The organism is Tepidibacter mesophilus, assembly GCF_002724055.1.
In the GTDB taxonomy this organism is placed as follows: domain Bacteria; phylum Bacillota; class Clostridia; order Peptostreptococcales; family Peptostreptococcaceae; genus Tepidibacter_A; species Tepidibacter_A mesophilus.
Window position 1 is genome coordinate 1 of record NZ_BDQY01000003.1, and the last position, 19,341, is coordinate 19,341.

Annotated in this window: 14 protein-coding genes, 3 rRNA genes and 1 riboswitch; all 17 genes read left to right on the plus strand. The window is 30.8% G+C overall.

The window, feature by feature from the left end; all coding sequences use genetic code 11:
* Positions 1–96 (plus strand): 23S ribosomal RNA (locus Tmeso_RS03230); the annotation flags it as partial.
* A 155-nt stretch (positions 97–251) separates the two neighbouring features.
* Positions 252–368: ribosomal RNA gene (gene rrf / locus Tmeso_RS03235) — 5S ribosomal RNA — on the plus strand.
* A 36-nt stretch (positions 369–404) separates the two neighbouring features.
* A 5S ribosomal RNA gene (gene rrf / locus Tmeso_RS03240) occupies positions 405–521 on the plus strand.
* A 407-nt stretch (positions 522–928) separates the two neighbouring features.
* On the plus strand, positions 929–1,147 hold the full coding sequence (locus tag Tmeso_RS03245) for a hypothetical protein (protein WP_099188219.1): 219 nt from the start codon (positions 929–931) through the stop codon (positions 1,145–1,147).
* 72 nt (positions 1,148–1,219) lie between these two features.
* The gene (locus Tmeso_RS03250; RefSeq protein WP_099188221.1) at positions 1,220–1,411 is read left to right on the plus strand and encodes a hypothetical protein; all 192 of its coding nucleotides are present in this window, start codon (positions 1,220–1,222) and stop codon (positions 1,409–1,411) included.
* 166 nt (positions 1,412–1,577) lie between these two features.
* Positions 1,578–1,793: a hypothetical protein gene (locus tag Tmeso_RS03255; RefSeq protein ID WP_099188223.1), complete on the plus strand. Its 216-nt coding sequence runs from the start codon at positions 1,578–1,580 to the stop codon at positions 1,791–1,793.
* Positions 1,774–2,085: a YbjQ family protein gene (locus tag Tmeso_RS03260; RefSeq protein WP_099188225.1), complete on the plus strand. Its 312-nt coding sequence runs from the start codon at positions 1,774–1,776 to the stop codon at positions 2,083–2,085. The genes Tmeso_RS03255 and Tmeso_RS03260 overlap by 20 nt, the downstream gene beginning before the upstream one ends.
* Before the next feature lie 375 nt (positions 2,086–2,460).
* Positions 2,461–4,455 carry an excinuclease ABC subunit UvrB gene (gene uvrB / locus Tmeso_RS03265; RefSeq protein ID WP_187296206.1) on the plus strand — a complete coding sequence of 665 codons (1,995 nt, stop codon included), beginning with the start codon at positions 2,461–2,463 and terminating at the stop codon, positions 4,453–4,455.
* Between the two features lies 1 nt (position 4,456).
* Complete coding sequence (uvrA, locus tag Tmeso_RS03270) at positions 4,457–7,288, plus strand: excinuclease ABC subunit UvrA (RefSeq protein WP_099188536.1); 2,832 nt, start codon at positions 4,457–4,459, stop codon at positions 7,286–7,288.
* An 84-nt stretch (positions 7,289–7,372) separates the two neighbouring features.
* Positions 7,373–7,482: riboswitch (SAM riboswitch) on the plus strand.
* Between the two features lie 116 nt (positions 7,483–7,598).
* On the plus strand, positions 7,599–8,915 hold the full coding sequence (locus tag Tmeso_RS03275; protein WP_099188229.1) for a Na+/H+ antiporter NhaC family protein: 1,317 nt from the start codon (positions 7,599–7,601) through the stop codon (positions 8,913–8,915).
* A 474-nt stretch (positions 8,916–9,389) separates the two neighbouring features.
* Positions 9,390–11,195 carry an excinuclease ABC subunit UvrC gene (gene uvrC / locus Tmeso_RS03280; protein WP_099188231.1) on the plus strand — a complete coding sequence of 602 codons (1,806 nt, stop codon included), beginning with the start codon at positions 9,390–9,392 and terminating at the stop codon, positions 11,193–11,195.
* A gap of 146 nt (positions 11,196–11,341) precedes the next feature.
* Entirely contained in the window at positions 11,342–12,262 is a 921-nt protein-coding gene (gene hprK, locus Tmeso_RS03285; protein ID WP_099188234.1) for an HPr(Ser) kinase/phosphatase, read from the plus strand.
* Positions 12,263–13,161: 899 nt separating this feature from the next.
* A complete protein-coding gene (nuoE, locus tag Tmeso_RS03290; protein ID WP_099188236.1) occupies positions 13,162–13,638 on the plus strand; it encodes an NADH-quinone oxidoreductase subunit NuoE in 477 nt (158 codons plus the stop codon).
* Between the two features lie 42 nt (positions 13,639–13,680).
* Positions 13,681–15,474: an NADH-quinone oxidoreductase subunit NuoF gene (nuoF, locus tag Tmeso_RS03295; RefSeq protein ID WP_099188238.1), complete on the plus strand. Its 1,794-nt coding sequence runs from the start codon at positions 13,681–13,683 to the stop codon at positions 15,472–15,474.
* Positions 15,475–15,494: 20 nt separating this feature from the next.
* Entirely contained in the window at positions 15,495–17,288 is a 1,794-nt protein-coding gene (locus tag Tmeso_RS03300; protein WP_330400286.1) for an NADH-dependent [FeFe] hydrogenase, group A6, read from the plus strand.
* 284 nt (positions 17,289–17,572) lie between these two features.
* Positions 17,573–17,818 (plus strand): TM1266 family iron-only hydrogenase system putative regulator, encoded by a 246-nt coding sequence (locus Tmeso_RS03305; RefSeq protein WP_099188240.1) that lies wholly within the window; start codon positions 17,573–17,575, stop codon positions 17,816–17,818.
* A gap of 16 nt (positions 17,819–17,834) precedes the next feature.
* Positions 17,835–19,208, plus strand: coding sequence for a [FeFe] hydrogenase H-cluster radical SAM maturase HydG (gene hydG, locus Tmeso_RS03310; RefSeq protein WP_099188242.1), 1,374 nt, complete (start codon positions 17,835–17,837; stop codon positions 19,206–19,208).
* Positions 19,209–19,341: the final 133 nt, after the last annotated feature.

Below are 19,341 nucleotides of genomic sequence, written 5' to 3' on the forward strand. Positions count from 1 at the left end.
TAAGATCCCAGGAAGACTACCTGGTTGATAGGTTCAAGGTGTAAGCTCAGTAATGAGTTCAGCTGATGGATACTAATAGATCGAGGACTTAACCTAATTTAAATCTGATCAATTTTGAGAGTATTAATTTATAATATTTTATCGCTTAATTTAAATAATGATTTTAACTAACATACAAGGATAAATAATTATTTAAAAGTCGCTCAAAAATATTAAAAATCAATACTGGATTTACAACAAAATAAAGATTATGTGGTTATTATAGCAAGGAGGATACACCTGTTCCCATTCCGAACACAGAAGTTAAGCTCCTTAGCGCCGATGGTACTTGGAGGGCAGCCTCCTGGGAGAGTAGGACGTAGCCACGTGATTTCTTTAAGAAATTAAACAAAAAAATAAGATTATGTGGTTGTTATAGCAAAGAGGATACACCTGTTCCCATTCCGAACACAGAAGTTAAGCTCTTTAGCGCCGATGGTACTTGGGGGGCAGCCCCCTGGGAGAGTAGGACATAGCCACGTAATCTTTTTTTTATTTTTTGTATAGTGCTTAATTGAAAAATGGTGGAGATTAAAATACCAAGAATGTGTTAAATATTTCTATGAAACTAAGCATTACATCTTATTAAATATACTAAAAGTTCTTAACTCCCGTTGGTCATACAACGAACTTTCTTAACGTATATTTAAACGATGTAATACGAGTCTCATAGAGAAATATTTAAATCATTCTCTAACATTTTAATAACCACCATTTTTTAGTATGTAAATATATCAATAAAGCCAACTATATGAGAAAAAAAGCATTACATGACTACTTCAAGAGTTAGAAAAATAAAAACCGTTTAAATATCAATGCCATCGATTATAATGAAGGCTAATCTTTATGGTATAATTTAACATATAGTGTTTTGTATGGAGGGGTTTTAATGAAATCAATTGTAAATAAATTTATTATCTTTATTTTTTCAGTTGTTTATTTTTTAATATATTGTAAAATATCAAATATTATAATACAATGGCCTGTTAATCCTACTTCTGATATTATAGCTTTATGGATAACTATATTTATTTTAGTTCCATTATCGTATATAACTTCATCTAAAACCATAGAATATATAGCTAAAAATTTTAGGAATATAAATTAATTATTACTGTTTAAATCGATTGATATGTAGGGGGAATAAATTATCCTAGATTATAAAAATGATAACTGGTGGGTGTATAAATTAGGAAGAAAAATATGTGTAGCTATTGGGATTATAGTAACAGTTATATATTTTTTAAATATAAAAAATTTAGATATTGAATCGGTTTTCATCTTAATAAATACACAGCATATAATGCTTATGATAATATTTGCTTTAGATGAAAGTAAAGAGATATTTGTGAAAAACTCTAGAATGGGATAACTCGCCTATTTCACCTCAGTGTTCATATTTATATCCTTGATAGCAAGAAGTAAAATAAATATATAATTTCAAAATAATTAAGTTTTAAATACATTCGAATAATATCAGTTTTTATATGCTATAATAAAATAATTTCATAAAATATTAAGGAAGGGAGAATATATTAATGAAAAAGTTTATTGCTCCTATAATATGTGGTAGTTTGGGTATTATAGCTATTTGTTTGTATTTTTTACTTATTGCATATGGGATAGATAGTACTGTATCTAATATAGTAATTGGAATAATTGTTATAAGTTTAGTGAGTGCTATGATATTTACGATAAATCAAAGAATTAAAGAAATTAAGGAGGAAGAGAAGGATGATATTAGTAAATACTGATTTTATAACGGGAAAAGAAATAGAGACTTTAGAGGTTGTTAAAGGGTCTACTATAAGATCTAAGCATTTGGGAAAGGATATTTTAAGTGGATTAAAGACAATAGTAGGAGGAGAACTTACAGCATATAGAGAGATGTTGGATGAAGCTCGTCAAATTGCTGTTAAAAGAATGGTCGATGATGCAGAAAAACTTGGAGCAGATGGAATAATAAATATTAGATATTCAACAAGTAATATTATGCAAGGAGCAGCTGAAATTTTAGTGTATGGAACAGCTGTGAAATTCGTCTAAAAATAATATTATATTTTCAAAATAAAAAAATTTAAAAATACATGTATAAAAAATATGAATACTGTCCATTATATAATTAGAGCTTGTAAATCAAGTTAACTCAATCTCCCCCAAAAAAGACTTCTACCCCCCATGGAAGTCTTTTTTTTTATGTCTAAGAAAACTATATAGTTAATTAAAGGCTGTACTTGCGACTATTTTTGAGCAACGGAGCCCGTTAGGGATCGTTGGCGACATGAGTCACCGCGGAGCGAGTAGACAAATTTTTTTATGTCTATTTAAGTTTGATTAAATCTACTATATTTAGGTATATTAATATAGAGTGTTGAATTTTAAAAAAATTAAATGTATAATTTACATATGAGATAAGAACTAATGTTCGAAAAAAGAGGTGGTTTTGTGGAATTTAAGATAGAGTCTAAGTTTAAGCCTACAGGAGATCAGCCACAGGCTATAGAGCAAATTGTAAATTCAATAAATAATAATAATAAATTTACGAGTTTATTAGGAGTTACAGGATCGGGTAAAACTTTTACAATGGCTAATGTTATAGAAAAGGTTCAAAAGCCAACACTTATAATAGCTCATAATAAAACATTAGCGGCTCAATTATATAGTGAGTTCAAAGATTTCTTCCCAAACAATGCAGTTGAGTATTTTGTAAGTTATTATAATTATTATCAGCCAGAGGCTTATGTTATGCAAACTGATACATATATAGAAAAGGATGCATCTATTAACGAAGAGATAGACAAGCTGCGACACTCTGCAACTGCAGCTATACTTGAAAGAAATGATGTAATAATAGTATCATCTGTATCCTGCATATATGGACTTGGAGACCCTAAGGACTATAAGGAGCTTATGATATCATTAAGACCTGGGATGGAGAGGGACAGAGATGAGATTATAAAGGAATTGGTAGGAATACAATATGAGAGAAATGATATTAACTTTGAAAGAGGTACATTTAGAGTAAGAGGAGATATTGTAGAGATAATGCCTGCTAATTCAGATGATACAGCAATTAGAATAGAATTTTTTGGAGATGAAATAGAGAGAATAACGGAGATTAATTATATAACAGGAGAGATAATAGGAACTAGAAACCATATAGCTATATTTCCGGCATCCCATTATGTTACTAGTCCAGAAAGACTTGAAAACTCTTTACACAAAATAGAAGAAGAACTAAATGATAGGGTAAAATATTTTAAAGAAAACGAGAAGTTAATAGAAGCGCAAAGAATTGAACAAAGAACTAACTACGATATAGAAATGTTAAAAGAGATAGGATTTTGTCAAGGAATAGAGAATTATTCAAGACATATAACTGGAAGAAAAGAAGGAGAAAAGCCTTATACATTGATGGATTTTTTTCCTGATGATTATCTTATAATAGTTGATGAATCACATGTTACAGTACCACAAGTTAGAGGTATGTATGGAGGAGATAGATCTAGAAAAGAATCATTGATAGAAAATGGATTTAGATTACCATCAGCTTATGACAATAGACCTTTAAATTTCAATGAATTTGAGGAAAACATAAATCAAATGCTATTTGTATCCGCAACACCTGGCCCTTATGAAATTCAAAATTCTAGTGAATTTGCAGAACAGATTATAAGGCCTACAGGATTATTGGACCCTGAAATAGATGTAAGACCTATAACTAATCAAATAGATAATTTATTAAGTGAGATAAATGATACAGTATCTAAAAAAGAGAGAGTATTGGTTACAACACTTACAAAGAGAATGTCAGAAGATTTAACTGATTACTTAAAAAATTCTGGGATAAAGGTTAAATACTTACATTCAGATATAGAAACTCTAGAGAGAACCGAGATAATAAGGGATTTAAGAATTGGTAAATTTGATGTATTAGTAGGAATAAATCTTTTAAGAGAAGGATTAGATATTCCAGAGGTATCTTTAGTTGCAATACTTGATGCTGATAAAGAAGGATTTTTAAGATCAGAAACATCTCTTATACAGACTGTAGGAAGAGCTGCAAGAAATAAAAATGGTAGAGTTATAATGTATGCGGATAAAATAACTAAATCTATGGAAAGTGCTATAAATGAGACTAATAGAAGAAGAGAGATACAAGAAAACTATAATGAGGAAAATAATATAATTCCTCAAAGTATAAATAAAGAAATAAAGAATGTAATAGAGGCAACACAGATAGCTGATGAAGAAGTTGCATATGGAATAAGTAGTAATATAGATAAAGATGAACTAAAGGAAAATATAAATAGGCTTAAAGACGAGATGATGGAAGCTGCAAAAAATCTTCAATTTGAAAGAGCTGCCAATTTAAGAGATAAGATAGCTGAACTTGAGGAAAGGATTGAAAAATAATATGGAAAATAAGAATATCGTTATAAAAGGAGCAAAAGAACATAATCTAAAAAATATAGATATAACTATTCCAAGAAACAAGTTTATAGTATTTACAGGACTTTCAGGCTCGGGAAAATCCTCTCTTGCATTTGATACTATATATGCAGAGGGACAAAGAAGATATGTAGAGAGTCTATCAGCTTATGCTAGACAATTCTTAGGTCAAATGGAAAAGCCAAACGTTGATTATATAGAGGGATTATCACCTGCTATATCAATAGATCAAAAAACTACTTCAAAAAATCCTAGATCTACAGTTGGAACGGTAACTGAAATATACGATTATTTAAGATTATTATTTGCAAGAGTGGGAGAACCACATTGTCCTATATGTAATCAAAAGATAAGCCAGATGACAGTTCAGGAAATAGTAGATAAGGTATTAAAGCTTGAAGATAGAACTAAGATACAGATATTATCACCTGTTATTAGAGGTAAAAAGGGAAAGCATGAAAAGGTAATTGAAAGAATAAAAAAAGAGGGTTTTGTTAGGATTAAGGTAGATGGTGAAAATTATGAGATAACAGATGAAATAGATTTAGAAAAGAATAAAAAGCATAATATAGAAGTTGTAGTAGATAGAATAGTAATAAAGGAAGATATAAAAAATAGACTTAGCGACTCTATAGAAACTGCTATAAAACTTTCAGAAGGTCTTGTTATTATAGATGTTGTAGGAGATGAAGAAATACTATTTTCTACTAAGTTCACATGTCCTGAACATGGGATAGGAATAGAAGAACTTTCTCCTAGAATGTTCTCTTTCAATAGTCCATTTGGAGCCTGTACAAGTTGTAATGGACTAGGAAATATGAAAAAGGTAGATAAAGATTTGGTTATACCTAATAAGGATTTATCTATAAAAAAAGGTGCTATAGCCCCTTGGTTTTCAGTTGGCGGAGCTGGTAGCGAAGATACTTATTACTATAAAATGGTAGAAAGTCTTGCATCAAAATTTAATGTATCTTTAGATACACCATTAAAGGATTTACCAGATGACTTTATAGAGGAACTCCTATATGGAAACAACAATGTTTTGGTGGAATTTGGATATGAATCAAAGTTTGGAGGGTATAGAACTTATCAATCAAATTTTGAAGGAGTTATAAATAATTTAGAAAGAAGATACAAAGAGACAACATCAGAATATATGAGAGAAAAGATAGAATCGTTTATGGTAGAGAGTCCTTGCCGTACATGTAAAGGTAGAAGATTAAAAAAAGAAAGTCTATCTGTTACTATAAATAATAAGAATATAACTGATATAACAGATATGTCTATAAATGAACTATTAGATTTTATAAATAATATAGATCTGACTAAAAAGCAGCAAATAATAGCATCTGAGATATTAAAAGAGATAAAAAATAGAACTTCTTTTTTGCAAAATGTAGGACTTAATTATTTGAATTTATCTAGGCAAGCAGGCTCATTATCAGGAGGAGAAGCTCAAAGAATAAGGCTTGCAACTCAAATAGGCTCTGCTCTAGTAGGCGTACTTTATGTGCTAGATGAACCTAGTATTGGTCTTCATCAAAGAGACAATGATAGGCTTATAAAGACTTTAAGACATTTAACTGATATAGGAAATACACTCATAGTAGTTGAACACGATGAGGATACTATGTTTGCAGCGGACCATGTAGTTGATATAGGGCCTGGTGCTGGAGTACATGGAGGCGAAATAGTTGCACAAGGAACTGTTGACCAAATAAAAGTGTGCAAAAAATCTATAACAGGTCAGTATTTAAGCGGAAAACAAGAAATATCTATTCCTGAAGAATTTAGAAAACCAGATGATAGATACATAGAAATTAAAAAAGCTAGTGAGAACAATCTTAAAAATATAGATGTTAAAATACCTATTGGATTATTTTCTTGTATAACAGGAGTATCAGGATCTGGCAAGAGCTCTTTAATAAATGAGATTTTATATAAGGGAGTTGCAGCGAAAACTCAAAACTTAAGAATAAAACCTGGAAAGCACAAAGAAATACTTGGTATAGAGAATGTAGATAAGGTAATAGATATAGATCAATCTCCAATAGGAAGAACTCCAAGATCAAATCCTGCTACATATACTGGAGTATTTGATATGATAAGAGATGTATTTGCAATGACTAATGAAGCAAAGGCTAGAGGATATAAAAAAGGTAGGTTTAGTTTTAATGTAAAAGGTGGAAGATGTGAAGCTTGTAAAGGTGATGGAATTATAAAAATAGAGATGCATTTCTTACCAGATGTATACGTTCAATGTGAGGTATGTAAGGGAGAAAGATATAACAGAGAAACTTTAGATGTTAAGTATAAAGAAAAGACAATATCAGAGGTTTTGGATATGAATATTGAAGAAGCTTTAGAATTCTTTGAGAATATCCCTAAGATAAAAAGAAAGCTTCAAACTCTTATAGATGTAGGACTTTCTTATATAAAGCTTGGACAACCATCAACTCAATTATCAGGTGGAGAAGCACAAAGGATAAAGCTAGCAACAGAGCTTAGTAAAAGATCTACTGGAAAGACACTGTATATATTAGATGAACCAACGACTGGTCTTCATATAGCGGATGTAGACAAACTTATTAAGGTTCTTCAGAAATTAGTAGATGCAGGAAATTCTGTTGTAGTAATAGAGCATAATTTAGATGTTATAAAAACATCAGATTATATAATAGATTTAGGTCCTGAAGGTGGAGATGGTGGAGGGATGATAGTTGCTACCGGAACACCTGAGGAGGTTGCAAATAATGAAAAGTCTTATACTGGAATGTTTTTGAAAAAGTATTTTTAAATTAAAAATCTCAAAAATAATTTCTTGACAAATTTATAATATAACTGTATCATTAACTAATAAGAAAATTAAATAAATTTTTACTTCTTATCAAGAGAGACGGAGGGAATGGCCCTATGAAGTCTCGGCAACCATCAAACGCGGTTTGAAAAGGTGCCAAGTCCAACAAAGCTTATAGCTTTGAGAGATGAGAAGATGATGATAGTTTAAGTTGTGCTATTAGAGTCTTCTCGATTTAGGGAAGACTCTTTTTTAATCCCTAAATCACTTTATAACTATACTACATTAATTTAGTGAAGGGGTGTATACTATGAACAAAAAGTCAGGAAATCCTTGGGCATTATTGCCTTTGGCAGTGTTTTTAATTATTTTTATAGGGTCAGGAATTATAACTAGTGATTTTTATAAGATGCCTGTTATTGTAGCTTTTTTAATATCAGCAGCTGTAGCTTTATTTATGAATACAAAAGAAAGTATATCTGCCAAAATAGATGTATTTTGTAAAGGTGCTGGGGATGGGAATATTATACTTATGGCTATTATATTCATATTAGCTGGAGCATTTGGAAATGTAGCAAAAGAAATGGGAGGAGTAGATGCTACTGTAAATTTAAGCTTATCTATTCTACCTGAAAATTTATTGATAGTTGGATTATTTGTTATTGCATGCTTTATATCTTTTTCAATGGGAACATCTGTAGGAACTATAGTAGCTCTTGCGCCAATTGCTATAGGTGTTGCTGATAAAATATCAATACCAGTTGGGTTAGCTCTTGGTGCAGTAGTTGGTGGTGGAATGTTTGGGGATAACTTATCTATGATTTCGGATACTACTATTGCAGCTATTAGAACTCAGGGTTGTGAAATGAGAGATAAGTTCAAAGTTAACTTTATTATAACTTTACCAGCAGCTATTATAACTGCTATAATTTTAGGTGTTATAACATCTGGAAATCAAGTTAGCTTAGGAACTGAATATACTTACGAAATAGTAAAGGTATTACCGTATTTAGCCGTATTAGTAGCAGCTTTATTAGGTGTTAATGTATTTATAATACTAGGTGGAGGAATTTTATTTGCAGGGGCTGTAGGTCTTTATTATAAATCATTTGGATTATTTGGATTTATACAAGCTATAGCTACTGGTATTTCTGGAATGGAAGATTTAGCAATGATAGCTATAGTAGTAGGTGGAACAGTTGAACTTATAAAGTTCAATGGTGGTATACAATTTATATTAGAATTTATAAGAAGCAGAATAAAGACAAAAAAGGGTGCAGAATTTGGGATAGCAGCTATTGTAAGTATTGTAGATATATGTACGGCTAATAATACTATAGCAATAGTTATGTCAGGACCTATAGCAAAGGATATAGCGACAGAATATGATATAGACCCAAGAAGAAGTGCTAGTATATTAGATATATTTGCAGCAGCTTTTCAAGGTATGATCCCATATGGAGCACAGATATTAATAGCAGCAGGTCTTGCATCTATATCTCCTTTAGCTATAATGAAGTATTTACACTATCCTATATTAATATTGATATTTGGGATATTAGCCATATCATTTGGGTACCCAAATCTTGAAGAAAAAGCTAATACAGTAAATGAAGTTGTAAGCTAGTAGATAAAAAATCTACCTTTAGATATCTAAAGGTAGATTTTTTTTAAAATATTCCGATTAAAAAACTAGAAACAAAGTACATTATTAATAGTATTGATAAACATGCTGAATAATCTTTGACTCGGGTTGGAACAGACCTGTCACCGTTGGACATGTCACAAATCACACTCCTTAATTTTAATTACTACTATTATATCACAAACTTAAATTTTAGGAACTATCAAATTATGTAATTTATGTATATTAAAAAAATCTACATTTAAAATTAAAAAATAAAATTTTTTTTAATTAATAGGAAATTATAAAATCTTGAATCTATAGATAACATTGATGAAAGAACTGCAATATCAACTATTTTGAGCAACGGAGACCGTAGGGATCGTTGGCGACATGAGTCAGTGCGTAGCAACTAGACGAATTTTTGTTTTAAAATTTCTAAAAATTAATTATAATAAGTCATAAGGAGTGAATAATATGTTTGACATAAAAGAACAATTAAAGAATTTACCTAATTCGCCGGGTGTATATATAATGAAGGATAAATATAAAAATGTTATATATGTAGGAAAGGCTATATCTTTAAAAAATAGAGTAAGACAGTATTTTGTGTCAAAGAACCATACATTAAAAGTAAAATCTATGGTTAAAAATATTACTGAATTTGAATATATAATTACAGATTCAGAAGTTGAGGCATTAATACTTGAGTGTAATTTAATAAAGGAATACAGACCTAAATATAATGTTTTATTAAGAGATGACAAGACATATCCATATATTAAGATAACCTTAAATGAAGATTATCCTAGAATTCTAAAGGTTAGAAAAATAAAAAAGGATAAGGCTAAATACTTTGGACCCTATACTAATATAACTGCACTTAATGAAACTTTAGAGCTTATAAAAAATATATATCCTATAAGAACTTGTAGTATAGATATAAATAAAGCTATACAGAGAAAACAAAGACCTTGCCTTAATTATCATATTAAAAAATGCATAGGTCCGTGTACTGGAAATGTGAGCAATAAAGAATACATGGAAATGATAGATGAGATAATATTGATTTTATCTGGTAAAATAGAAAATCTAAAAAAAGATTTACAAATGAATATGGAATCATGCTCAAAAAATTTTGAGTTTGAAAAAGCTGCAAAATATAGAGATAAGGTAATAAGTATCGAAAATATAATACAAACACAAAAGATAGTATCTACTAATGATATAAATCAAGATGTAATAGCTATGTCAAAGGTAAATGATGAAGCTTGTGTTCAAATATTTTTTGTTAGAAATGGGAAAATAGTTGGCAGGGAACACTATATATTAAAAGGAGTCATTGATAATGAAAGAGAAGAGATAGTAGCTTCTTTTGTAAAACAGTTTTATTCATCGGGAGTATTTATACCTCAAGAGTTAATAATAGAAGATGAAATAGAAGATATGGAGATAATAAAGAAGTGGCTAAGTGGTATAAATAAAAAGAACGTTGATATTAAAATACCTAAAAGAGGAGAAAAGAAAGAACTTCTAAATATGGTTAGAAAAAATGCACTAGAATCATTAGAGAAGTTTACTAATTTAGAAAAAATTAAATTTGAAAAGACTACTGGTGTTTTAGATCAGATAAAAGAATTAATTAATTTGGATAAAAAGCCAAATAGGATAGAAGCATATGATATATCCAATATACAAGGAGTAGATTCAGTAGGAAGCATGGTCGTATTTACAGATGGAAAGAAAGATAAAAAAGAGTATAGAAGATATAAGATTCAATCTGTTATAGGGCCAAATGATTATGCCTCTATGCAAGAAATAGTAAGCAGGAGATTACAATCAGGAAATCATCCGGATTTAATATTACTTGATGGTGGACTTGGGCACGTAAATGCTGTAGCTAAAATTTTAAAGCATAAAAATCTTGATATACCATTATGGGGAATGTATAAAGACGATAAGCATAGAACAAAAGGGCTTATATCACCCGATTTAGAAATTGAACTAGATAAAAGTTCTAATATATATAAGTTTATATCTTTGATACAAGAGGAGGTACATAGATTTGCTATAACTTATCATAGATCTTTAAAACTTAAGAATATGACTAAATCTATATTAGACGATATACCGAATATAGGAAATAAAAGAAAAATGAATTTATTATCTCACTATAAAACTGTAGATAATATAAAGAAAGCAACTTTACAAGAACTTGAGAGTGTAGAAGGTATGAATAAAAAATCAGCAAATAGTGTATATGAATTCTTTAATTCAAAGTAAATTCGATTATTCTCAACTTAATGTATGACAATAATGAGTGAACAAAAGTAGCAACTATTTTAAGCAACGGAGCCCATAGGGATCGTTGGCGACATGAGTCAGCGCGTAGCGACTAGACGAATTTTTGTGAGGAAAGGTATGATGACATGGAGAAAGTATCAGTAAAAGAAATGATAGAAGAGTTAAATTTAGAAGTAGTCTATATGCCAGATAATGTAGATCAGTATATAACATCGTCTGATGTTAATAGACCAGGTCTTCAGTATGCTGGGTTCTTTGAATATTTTGCATATGACAGAATACAGATTGTAGGAAGAGGCGAATATGAATATTTTCAATATCTAGATGAAAAAACGAGATGGGAGAGACTAGATAAGTTATTTTCTTATGATATTCCAGCTCTTTTACTAACCAGAGGGCTTGAACCAAGCGAAGATGCAATTGGTGCTTGTAAAAAACATAAAAAGATTTTTTTAAGAACACATATGAATACCACTAGATTTATAAATAAGATCTCAAACTATTTAGATTCAAAATTAGCTCCGACTACAACAATACATGGAGTACTAGTAGATGTTTATGGAATTGGTGTTTTAATAACTGGAGAAAGTGGTGTCGGTAAATCTGAGACAGCGCTAGAGCTTATAAAAAGAGGTCATAGACTTGTAGCTGATGATGCTGTTGAAATAAAAAAGACAGAGGAAGATTTATTAACAGGGCAAGCTCCTGATATAATAAAGTATCTTATGGAAATAAGGGGTGTTGGAATCCTTGATATAAAGAGCCTTTATGGTGTAGGGGCTATAAAACCTAGTAAGTTAATAGATATGGTAGTTTACCTAGAGTCGTGGAAGGAAGGAAAATATTATGATAGGCTTGGCATAGATGAAGAGCATATGGATATATTAGGACTTCCTGTCGAAAAGATAACTATACCAGTAAAGCCTGGAAGAAACTTAGCTATGATAATAGAGGTAGCATCTAGAAACTTTAGACAAAAGGCCATGGGATATAATGCTGCTAGAGTTTTTAATGATAACTTGATGAAAAAATTAGATGATAGATAAAAAAATACTACATTATACTTGTATAATGTAGTATTTTTTTGTAAATATAAAAGTATATTGTATTCTTTTTGAGTAAATGTTAAAAATTTACTCATATAATAATTAATCAATATATATATAGTTGCATATTAATACTTATAAAATAATATTTACTGAAGTGATAAATTCACAAAAATTTTAAAAAAATAGAGTCTATAGGAGTCTTTAGCGATATAAATTATACGTTATCAGAAACTGAATTCTGCATATTATTAAAATTAAATAAAAAAAATAATTTATTTAGAAAGAAAATTCCGAAAAATATATCAAATCAATGATTAGTATAATTATTATTTCGTTATTAAATTATCAATAGTGACACAAGAAAAAGATTTACAAAAAGTGAAAAGATATGTAAAATAAGAAATAATATTCTAAATAAAAAGAAAATTCTAAAAAAAATATTTATGCGTAAGAGATCGAAAGGGCGACGTTAAAAAAATAACGAAAATAACATAAATACTCATGAAAAATACATAAATAAAGTTTATACAGATAAAAATGTGAATTTTTATACATAAAAATGTATAAAAAATAGTATCCGAAAATTCGAATTATACATTCGACAAAATTATCATGATTATAAGATAATGATATTCAATATCGTACCAATGTATTAAAATACACTTAAATCAATAAATATACATATACTAGAACGTGGAAAACGATATCAAGATGCAGATTATTAAGAACTATTTAAATTATTGCAAATAAAAGATTTGCAGAAAAATTTAAATCTGTGTTATAATATTTTTAACAAGCCGGAAAGACAAGAATTTAACAAACTTTATGATGGAATTTGTTTTTTTTTGTTACAACTTAAATAAATTAATATTTTATAAAATATGGGGAGGTACATGATGGCAAGAGATGTCTTCACTAAAGAAAATTTTGAAAAATTAGATCATGTTATACAAAAATATAAAGGTAAACCTGGACCATTAATGCCTGTGCTTACAGAAGCTCAAAAAATATTTGGATGTGTTGCAATTGAAATCCAAAAGAAAATATCACAAGAACTTAATATTCCACTTGCTGAAATTTATGGAGTTGCAACTTTCTACTCTCAATTCTCGCTTCAACCAAAAGGAGAATATGTAATAGGAGTATGTCTTGGAACTGCATGTTATGTTAAAGGAGCTCAAGACATAATAAATAAAATATCAAAAGAGATTAACGTAGAAGTAGGAAATACAAGTGAGGATGGCAAATTCACATTAGTAGCTACAAGATGTATAGGAGCTTGTGGACTTGCTCCTGTATTAACTGTTAATGAAGATGTTTATGGAAAGCTTACAGTTGGTGATGTTGAGGGAATAATTAGCAAATATAGATAAAAAATTTATTAATAGAAGAAATTATTCAAGGAGGTACTATTAATGGCTTATAAAAACCAGGTATTAGTTTGTGGGGGTACTGGTTGTACTTCATCTAGTTCTCTTAAAATATTAGAGAAAATGGAAAATTTACTTGAGCAAAGAGGAATAAAGGAAGATGTTAAAATTATAAAAACAGGATGTTTCGGCCTTTGCGCAGCAGGACCTATAGTTATTGTTTACCCAGAGGGAGCTTTTTATGCACATGTTAAGCTTGAAGATGTAGATAAAATAGTTGATGAACATATAATAGGCAAAAAAATAGTAAAAGACCTTTTATATAAAGAAGCGGTTAGTGAAGATGGAGAAGTTAAATCTTTTGAAGAAGTACCTTTTTATAAAAAGCAAATGAGAATAGCTCTTTCAAACTGTGGAGTTATAGGAGCAGAGGACATAGATGACTATCTAGAGAAAAAGGGATATGAAGCTCTTAAAAAAGCATTAACTGAAATGACTTCTGAGAATGTAATAGATGAAATTAAAAAGTCAGGACTTCGTGGACGTGGAGGTGGAGGATTCCCAACAGGTCTTAAATGGGAATTTACTTACAAAGCTGAGAGTGATCAAAAGTACGTTGCATGTAATGCAGATGAAGGAGATCCAGGAGCATTCATGGATAGATCTATTCTTGAAGGAGATCCACATGCTGTAATAGAGGCTATGGCTATAGCTGGATACGCAGTTGGAGCAAACCAAGGATATGTATACGTAAGAGCTGAGTATCCAGTTGCGATTGAAAGACTTCAAATAGCTATAGACAAGGCTAGAGAAGAAGGATATCTTGGAAAAAATATATTCGGAACTGATTTTGAGTTTGATATGGAAATAAGACTTGGAGCTGGAGCTTTTGTTTGTGGAGAAGAAACAGCACTTATAAATTCTATAGAGGGTAGAAGAGGTATGCCAAGACCAAGACCTCCATTCCCAGCAGTTAAAGGTTTATGGAATAAGCCAACTTTACTTAATAATGTTGAGACTTATGCTAATATACCACAAATTATATTAAAGGGATCAGATTGGTTCGCATCAATAGGAACAGAAAAATCTAAAGGAACAAAGGTATTTGCTCTTGGTGGTAAGGTAGAAAATACTGGACTTGTAGAAATACCTATGGGAACTACTTTAAGAGAAATAATATTTGAAATAGGTGGAGGAATCCCTAATAACAAAAAGTTTAAGGCAGTTCAAACTGGAGGACCATCTGGTGGATGTTTAACAGATGAATACTTAGACACTCCAATAGATTATGATTCATTAACAGCTCTTGGATCTATGATGGGATCTGGTGGAATGATTATACTTGATGAGGATAACTGTATGGTTGATATAGCTAAATTCTTCTTAGAGTTTACTGTTGAAGAATCATGTGGAAAATGCCCACCATGTAGAATTGGAACAAAGAGAATGCTTGAAATATTAGAGAAAATAACGGAAGGTAAAGGTGAAAGAGGAGATATAGAAAAGCTTGAAAAGCTTGCTGAGAATATCAAGACTTCTGCGCTTTGTGGACTTGGTCAAACTGCACCAAACCCAGTACTTTCAACTATAAAGAGATTTAGACATGAATATGAAGCTCATGTAAATGAAAAGAGATGTCCATCGGGAGTATGTCAATCACTACTTGAGTACACGGTTACTGAGGATAAATGTAAGGGATGTACATTATGTGCTAAGGCATGTCCGGTTAATGCTATAAAAGGTAAAGTTAAGGAAGCACATATAATAGATACAGATGCTTGTATAAAGTGTGGAGCATGTGTTGCGAAATGTCCATTTGGAGCAATATCTAAACAATAATCATGAAAAGAGAGGTGTTTATGGTGCAAAAAGTTACTTTAACTATAGATAATGTAAAAATAGAAGTTCCTAAAGAGTATACTATACTTCAAGCTGCTAGAGAGATAGGAATAGATATACCTACTCTTTGCTACTTAAAAGAAATAAATGAAATCGGGGCATGTAGAATGTGCTTGGTTGAAATAGAAGGAGCTAGAAATCTTCAAGCTTCATGTGTTCACCCAGTATCAGATGGAATGGTAATAAAGACTAATACAAGAAAGATAAGAGAGGCTAGAAAGGCCAATCTTGAATTAATACTTTCAGATCACAACAGAGACTGTTTAGCTTGTTTTAGAAATGGAAACTGTGAACTACAAAAACTATCAGAAGATTTAAATGTTAAAAATGTTGAGTTTGAAGGAGAAAGAGTAGAAAAAGAAATAGATGATTTATCAAGTTCAATAGTAAGAGATCCTAATAAATGTATACTTTGCGGAAGATGTGTTGCTGTATGTTCAAAGGTTCAAAATATAGGAGCATTAGCATTTACTAATAGAGGTATAGAGACAGAAGTTGCGCCTGCATTTGATAGAAGTATGGCAGATGCACCGTGCGTGTACTGTGGACAATGTATAAATGTCTGTCCAGTTGCAGCACTTAGAGAAAAATCTGATATAGAAAAAGTATGGGATGTTATAGAAGATAACAGTAAGCATGTACTAGTTCAAACTGCACCAGCAGTAAGAGCAGCCTTAGGAGAAGAATTTGGTCTTCCTATAGGAACTAGAGTTACTGGAAAGATGGTATCAGCTCTTAAGAGACTTGGATTCAACAAAGTATTTGATACTAACTTTGCAGCAGACCTTACTATAATGGAAGAAGGACATGAACTTTTAAATAGAATTCAAAATGGTGGAACACTTCCAATGATAACTTCATGTTCACCAGGATGGATAAGATACTGTGAATTCTATTATCCAGAGCTTTTAGATAATTTATCAAGCTGTAAGTCACCTCATCAAATGATGGGAGCTATACTTAAGTCTTACTATGCTAAGATAAATAATATAGATCCTAAGGATATATATGTAGTATCTATAATGCCATGTACATCTAAAAAGACTGAATCTGCAAGAGACGAAATGCAAGTGAATGGATTAAAAGATGTAGATGCAGTATTAACTACTAGAGAGCTTGGAAAAATGATAAAAGAAGCTAGAATAGAATTCAATAAATTAGAAGACGGAGTATTCGATGAATTCTTCGGAGATTACTCAGGAGCAGGAGTTATATTTGGAGCTACAGGCGGAGTTATGGAAGCTGCTATTAGAACAGTAGCTGATGTACTTTCTGGTGAAGATTTAGAGGAAATAGAATATAATGTTGTTAGAGGAATAGAAAACTTAAAAGATGCTGAGGTTAAAATAGGAGATCTTACTGTTAAGGTAGCTGTGGTTCATGGAACAGGAGCTGCATCACAACTTCTTGATTTAATTAAAGAAGGAAAAGCTGATTATCATTTCATAGAAGTTATGGGATGTTCAGGTGGATGTGTAACAGGTGGAGGACAACCACAAGTTTCAGCTAAGATAAGAGAAGAGGTAGACTTAAGAGTAGAAAGAGCTAAGGCTTTATATGAAGAAGATACACTTATGGCTGTCAGAAAATCTCATAAAAATGAATCAATTCAAAAGCTATATGCTGATTTCTTAGGAAAACCAAACGGACATATGGCTCATGAGTTACTTCACACTCACTATGCTAAAAAAGAAATATATCCAATTGAAGAAGAAGCTTGTACTGGAAAATGTAGTGCATGCGAGTCTTGCTAAAAGCATAATATATAAAGAGGTCAATATTAATATTGACCTCTTTAATAAAAAAGAATAATATTATGAAAATAGTTACAAAATTACTTGTAATTATTTTGACAATATTATTAACATAATAATTAAAATCTAATTGATGGATTTATTCATCAAGAGGATGAATAAAAATTCTAATTACGAGGATATCTATCTGAGTAAAAGGTGAGAGGGTGATATGAAAATTATTGGCTTTCCTTATCTTTTAAGGAGGGCTTTTTTATATTCTTAGACTGAAAGAAGGGAATTTCATGAATAAAAGAATTGGAGTAATTGGCATTTTAGTTGAGGATAGGAACAGTATTGAAAGTGTAAATAAACTACTTAGTCTACATGCTGAAATTGTAGTTGGAAGAATGGGAATACCTTATAAAGAAAAAAACTTAAGTGTTATATCGATAATAGTAGATGGAACTAATGACGAGATAGGAGCTTTAACTGGGAGACTTGGAAGACTTCAAGGAGTTAGTGTGAAAAGTGCTTTAACACAAAAATAATGGGGAGGTTTTTGCTATGAATACTTTAAATATAATTAATGAGGAAAAAATAAATGATATTCTTGAGGATGCAAATAATGTGTCTAAGCAAGAAGTTTTAAATATAATAGAAAAATCAAAGGATTGCTTTGGACTTACATCAACTGAAGCTGCGGCATTACTACAGGTTGACGATGAAGAAGTTTTAAATAAGATGTTTGAGGCTGCTAAATATATAAAAGAAAAAATATATGGAAATAGAATTGTAATGTTTGCTCCACTTTATACTAGTAATGAGTGTACTAACAATTGTCTTTATTGTGGGTTTAGAGTAAATAACAAGGAGATACATAGAAGAACACTATGTCCAAATGAGGTTGTGGAAGAAGCAAAAGCAATAGAAAAGCAGGGTCACAAAAGAATACTTATGGTATGTGGTGAGGACAAAAGGGTTACTCATATAGATCATATAGTTGAATCTGTTCAAGCTGTATATGACAAAGTAGATATAAGAAGAATAAATGTAAACTGTGCTCCTCTTGAGGTTGATGAGTTTAAAAAACTTAAGGATGTTGGAATAGGAACTTATCAGATATTCCAGGAGACTTATCATAGACCTACTTATAAGAAGATGCATGTAAGTGGATCAAAGTCAGATTATGATTATAGATTAACTGCTATTGAAAGAGCTTTTGAAGCAGGGATTGATGATGTAGGAATAGGGGTATTGCTTGGACTTCATGATTATAAATTTGATGTTCTAGCAACTCTTATACATTCTGAATATCTAGATAATAAGTATAATGTAGGACCTCATACAATATCTGTTCCAAGACTTAGACCTGCAATAGGTTCAGCTCTTGAAGAAACACCATATCCAGTAAGTGATAATGACTTTAAGAAGATAGTTGCAGTATACAGATTAGCTGTTCCTTATACAGGTATAATAATGTCTACAAGAGAAAGTGCTAATTTAAGAGATGAACTACTTGAACTTGGAGTATCTCAAATGTCAGCAGGTTCAAAGACAAACCCTGGTGGATATGAGGAAGATGATAGTGAAGCTAATCAGTTTGAAGGGAATGATGAGAGAGGTTTAGATGAGATTTTAAGGGTTGTATGTAAGCAGGGCCATCTTCCAAGTTTTTGTACTGCATGTTATAGAAACAACAGAACTGGAGAGGCATTTATGGAGCTTGCAAAAGATGCACATATACATGAATTCTGTCAACCTAATGCAATACTTACGTTTAAAGAAAACTTAGTAAATGTAGCATCTGATGATACTAAAAAAATGGGTGAAGATTTACTTAAGGTTGAGATAGAGAAGATAGATGATGAGAAGGTTAAGGTGGAGACTCTTAAGAGACTTGAGAGAATAGAGGCAGGAGAGAAGGATCTTTATTTCTAAGGATTTATATAGTAGCTGAGAAAAAAAGCTTATTAAAAAATGTTGGACTAATTTACTATTATCAGTGTATCCAAAAATATTCATATAAAAATAACGCTCTGCAAATATATTTTGATAAAACTAAGGGTTCTGT

Excerpts from the sequence above, each read along its gene's own strand:
- Tmeso_RS03260 (WP_099188225.1), top strand. The coding sequence starts at position 1,774 with ATGATATTAGTAAATACTGATTTTATAACGGGAAAAGAAATAGAGACT.
- Tmeso_RS03275 (WP_099188229.1), top strand. The coding sequence starts at position 7,599 with ATGAACAAAAAGTCAGGAAATCCTTGGGCATTATTGCCTTTGGCAGTG.
- nuoE (WP_099188236.1), top strand. The coding sequence starts at position 13,162 with ATGGCAAGAGATGTCTTCACTAAAGAAAATTTTGAAAAATTAGATCAT.
- Tmeso_RS03305 (WP_099188240.1), top strand. The coding sequence starts at position 17,573 with ATGAATAAAAGAATTGGAGTAATTGGCATTTTAGTTGAGGATAGGAAC.
- nuoF (WP_099188238.1), top strand. The coding sequence starts at position 13,681 with ATGGCTTATAAAAACCAGGTATTAGTTTGTGGGGGTACTGGTTGTACT.
- uvrB (WP_187296206.1), top strand. The coding sequence starts at position 2,461 with ATGTTCGAAAAAAGAGGTGGTTTTGTGGAATTTAAGATAGAGTCTAAG.
- Tmeso_RS03255 (WP_099188223.1), top strand. The coding sequence starts at position 1,578 with ATGAAAAAGTTTATTGCTCCTATAATATGTGGTAGTTTGGGTATTATA.
- hprK (WP_099188234.1), top strand. The coding sequence starts at position 11,342 with ATGGAGAAAGTATCAGTAAAAGAAATGATAGAAGAGTTAAATTTAGAA.
- uvrC (WP_099188231.1), top strand. The coding sequence starts at position 9,390 with ATGTTTGACATAAAAGAACAATTAAAGAATTTACCTAATTCGCCGGGT.
- hydG (WP_099188242.1), top strand. The coding sequence starts at position 17,835 with ATGAATACTTTAAATATAATTAATGAGGAAAAAATAAATGATATTCTT.
- Tmeso_RS03300 (WP_330400286.1), top strand. The coding sequence starts at position 15,495 with ATGGTGCAAAAAGTTACTTTAACTATAGATAATGTAAAAATAGAAGTT.
- uvrA (WP_099188536.1), top strand. The coding sequence starts at position 4,457 with ATGGAAAATAAGAATATCGTTATAAAAGGAGCAAAAGAACATAATCTA.
- Tmeso_RS03245 (WP_099188219.1), top strand. The coding sequence starts at position 929 with ATGAAATCAATTGTAAATAAATTTATTATCTTTATTTTTTCAGTTGTT.